This is a genomic window from Streptomyces sp. NPDC054956, from assembly GCF_053609185.1.
Genome location: NZ_JBSGXB010000659.1, coordinates 1 through 1,171, shown reverse-complemented (window position 1 = coordinate 1,171; position 1,171 = coordinate 1). Strand labels below are relative to the sequence as shown.

At 69.6% G+C, this 1,171-nt stretch carries 1 protein-coding gene; it reads right to left on the bottom strand.

What is annotated here, in order from left to right:
- Positions 1-38 precede the first annotated feature (38 nt).
- A partial coding sequence (locus ACWGDE_RS39105) for a signal recognition particle protein (protein ID WP_453393842.1) occupies positions 39-1,171 on the bottom strand: 1,133 nt, incomplete at its 5' end.

The window sequence follows — 1,171 nt, the reverse complement described above, 5'->3', positions numbered from 1 at the left end:
GCGACACCGGTCGGGGCCCTTCGCGACGCTCGCGCGCCTTACTTCATGAACTTCTTGAACTCGTCGGGGAGGTCGAAGTCCCCGCCCGCCTGGCCCCCGCCGGCCGGCAGGCCGAACGGGTTGCCGCCGGCGGCGGGCTCGACCGCCTGCGGGCCCGCCTCGCGGCGGGCGGCCGCAGCGGCCTCTTCTTCCTTGCGCTTCATCGGGTTGCCGCTCTTGCGCTTGCCCTTGGCCTGCTTGACCTGCTTCTTCTGCCGGCCGGGGCCGCCGCCCATCCCGGGGATGCCGGGCATGCCCGGCATGCCGCCGCCCTGGGCCATGCGGGACATCATCTTGCGGGCCTCGAAGAACCGCTCGACCAGCGACTTCACGGCGCTGACCTCGACACCGGAACCCTTGGCGATACGGGCGCGGCGCGAGCCGTTGATGATGTGCGGGTCGTGGCGCTCGGCCGGGGTCATCGACTTGATGATCGCGGCGGTGCGGTCGACGTCGCGCTCGTCGATGTTGTTGATCTGGTCCTTGATCTGCCCCATGCCGGGCAGCATGCCGAGCAGCTTGGAGATGGAGCCCATCTTGCGGACCTGCTCCATCTGGGCCAGGAAGTCGTCGAGCGTGAACTCCTTGGGACCCTTCGCCAGCTTGGCCGCCATCTTCTCGGCTTCGGCCTGGCTGAAGGTCTTCTCGGCCTGCTCGATGAGGGTGAGCATGTCACCCATGTCGAGGATCCGGCCCGCCATGCGGTCCGGGTGGAAGGCGTCGAACTCGTCGAGCTTCTCGCCGTTCGAGGCGAACATGATCTGCTTGCCGGTGACGTGCGCGATGGAGAGCGCGGCACCACCACGGGCGTCGCCGTCGAGCTTGGAGAGCACGACGCCGTCGAAGCCGACGCCGTCGCGGAAGGCCTCGGCGGTGTTGACCGCGTCCTGACCGATCATGGCGTCGACGACGAAGAGGATCTCGTCCGGGCTGACGGCGTCGCGGATGTCCGCGGCCTGCTGCATCAGCTCGGCGTCGATGCCGAGGCGGCCGGCGGTGTCGACGATGACCACGTCGTACTGCTTGGTGCGCGCGTACTCGATGGAGTCCTTGGCGACCTGGACCGGGTCGCCGACGCCGTTGCCGGGGGCGGGCGCGTAGACGGCCATGCCGGCCCGCTCGGCGACCACCG